The 2,189-nt window shown below is 57.0% G+C and carries 4 protein-coding genes; 3 read left to right on the forward strand and 1 reads right to left on the reverse strand.

Going from position 1 to position 2,189, the window contains the following annotated elements; translation table 11 throughout:
• From AC6F7T_RS08165 to AC6F7T_RS08175, 3 genes are all read left to right on the forward strand, one after another.
• On the forward strand, positions 1-352 hold a 352-nt coding region (locus tag AC6F7T_RS08165; protein WP_500717706.1), incomplete at its 5' end, for a SurA N-terminal domain-containing protein.
• Positions 349-537, forward strand: coding sequence for a hypothetical protein (locus tag AC6F7T_RS08170; RefSeq protein ID WP_500717709.1), 189 nt, complete (start codon positions 349-351; stop codon positions 535-537). The genes AC6F7T_RS08165 and AC6F7T_RS08170, both read left to right, overlap by 4 nt.
• Before the next feature lie 62 nt (positions 538-599).
• Positions 600-1,721, forward strand: coding sequence for an aminotransferase class V-fold PLP-dependent enzyme (locus tag AC6F7T_RS08175; protein ID WP_500717711.1), 1,122 nt, complete (start codon positions 600-602; stop codon positions 1,719-1,721).
• A 192-nt stretch (positions 1,722-1,913) separates the two neighbouring features.
• On the opposite strand, the gene AC6F7T_RS08180 is transcribed toward AC6F7T_RS08175, so the two are convergent.
• Positions 1,914-2,189, reverse strand: a 276-nt coding sequence (locus AC6F7T_RS08180) for a PIN domain-containing protein (RefSeq protein WP_500717713.1), incomplete at its 5' end; no start/stop codon positions are given.

The raw sequence follows: 2,189 nt of genomic DNA on the forward strand, positions 1-2,189 counted from the left end.
TTTAAGGGCTGAGGATGAGCGCCTGGCCAGTCGTTATGTAGCACGGGTGGGGGAGCGACTGCTACCCCGCGATGAATTTCAGGCGGTTCTCGAACAACGCATGGAATCTATACCCCAGTCGCCGCCCCCCGCGATGCTGAATCAGCTGCGCCAGCAGGTGTGGAGCGAACTGCTCCAGCGCGAGCTGCTGCTGAACGCGGCCGAGCAAAGCCAGGTCGTCGTTTACGAGGACGAGGTCTTTGCGGAAATCGAGAGGATCAAAGCCGACCATGCCGACTTTGACCAACTGCCGGCCAAGGGATTCGGCAGCTTGGCGGCTTTTCCCGTGCAACTCAAAAACGATATGATATGATCATCAGCATGCACCTGGCCCTGAATGTCAGCGATCCAGGTCTGTCAGCGGCCCAGCAACAACAGCAGTTGCAATTCTGGTATCAACAGCTGGTCAGAACCACGCCGCTGGTGATCTTTGATCCGGAACTCAAGGCTGCCAACAGCGGTTCAGGTTCCGGCTGCGGCGGTTCTTGCGGTGGCTGAACTGCACCACCCATCCGCTCACATGAAGAGAGTTCGGCCTGAGTCGAAGTGAAAGGTATTTCATGACGAAGCAAATCTATCTCGACTACAACGCCAGCACCCCCATCGCCCATGAGGCGTTGGAGGCGATGCGCCCCTTTCTGACCCAGCATTACGGCAACCCCTCCAGTCCGCACTGGGCCGGGATCCCAGCCAAGGACGCAGTGGAACGGGCGCGGGCGCAGGTTGCGGGCCTTCTGGACTGCGATCCCACCGAAGTCGTCTTCACCAGCGGTGGTAGTGAGTCGAATAATCATGCTCTCAAGGGAGTCTTTTTTGCCCATCGGGAACACGGCGACCACATCATCACTACGACGGTAGAGCATCCGGCGACCCTTGCACCATGCCGTTTCCTGGAACGACTGGGGGCAAAGATTACACTTCTTCCCGTCGATCGATTTGGTCGTGTCGATCCGGACGATGTGCGCCGGGCGATCTCCTCCCGTACGATTCTGATCTCAGTAATGCATGCCAACAACGAGGTCGGCACGATCCAACCCATTGCAGAGATCGCCGCCATCGCTCACGAAGCAGGGGTTCTTTTCCACACCGATGCGGCTCAGAGTGTCGGCAAGATTCCCACCAGGGTCGACACCCTCGGGGTCGATCTTCTGTCGCTGGCCGGACACAAGCTCTATGCCCCCAAAGGAATCGGTGCCTTGTACATTCGCAAAGGGACATGCATTGAGCCTTTCATCCATGGCGCCGGGCATGAATCAGGGCGGCGGGCCGGAACGGAAAACGTCCTCCTGGCCGTGGCACTGGGAGCGGCCTGCGAAGTAGCCGCCGGTTGGATTGATGCGCCACAGATAAAGGATCTGCGCGATCGTTTCTGGGATCAGCTGCAGGAGACCTTCGGCCCGAAGGTCTCCCTCAACGGACACCCGACGCAGCGGCTCTCCAACACCCTCAACATCAACTTTGCCGGCCTTATCGGCGCTGAGATTCTCGACCGTATGCCGCAGGTCGCTGCTTCCACCGGCTCCGCCTGCCATGCCGGCTCAGTGACCCTCTCCCCCGTTCTTGCCGCCATGGGTGTTCCTGTGAAGGAGGGGATGGGGGCGATCCGATTCAGCCTGGGCCGAGCCACGACCTGGAAAGAACTGGATGAGGTGATTAGCTGTCTGCGACATCTTTCTCTGTAGAGCCTAACGCCAGTCACCCATTGCTTTATCCAAGGTAAAAAAGGTTTTGGCCATGAGCAACACAACACAGACTTTTCCCTGAGTTGGGCTTGAATTAGCGCCACTCGAATTAACGGGAAGGAGGTGGCGTCTTATAAATCATCTTTGATTGAGTGGAGGGTAAAAATTTGGCGGAGGTAAGGGATTCTGGAATCAGGATTCGGTGGTCTTGGTGTTTACCCAGTTCTCGATTTTGAGACCCGGTACCCTTTTGAATTCCTTCACATTGTTCGTCACTAGAACAGCATCCAACGAGACAGCATGTGCAGCGATTAGTAAATCCATCGCCCCGATGATTTTTCCCTGTTGCTCCAGCAATGTCCGGATCGCCCCGTAGGCCTGCGTAGCTGATTCACCGAAGGGAAGAATCTCCAGGGGGATCAGAAACTCAGACAACGCCTCAGCGTTGCGCTTCTGTGCCTGACTTTT

This window comes from Pelovirga sp., assembly GCF_059864205.1.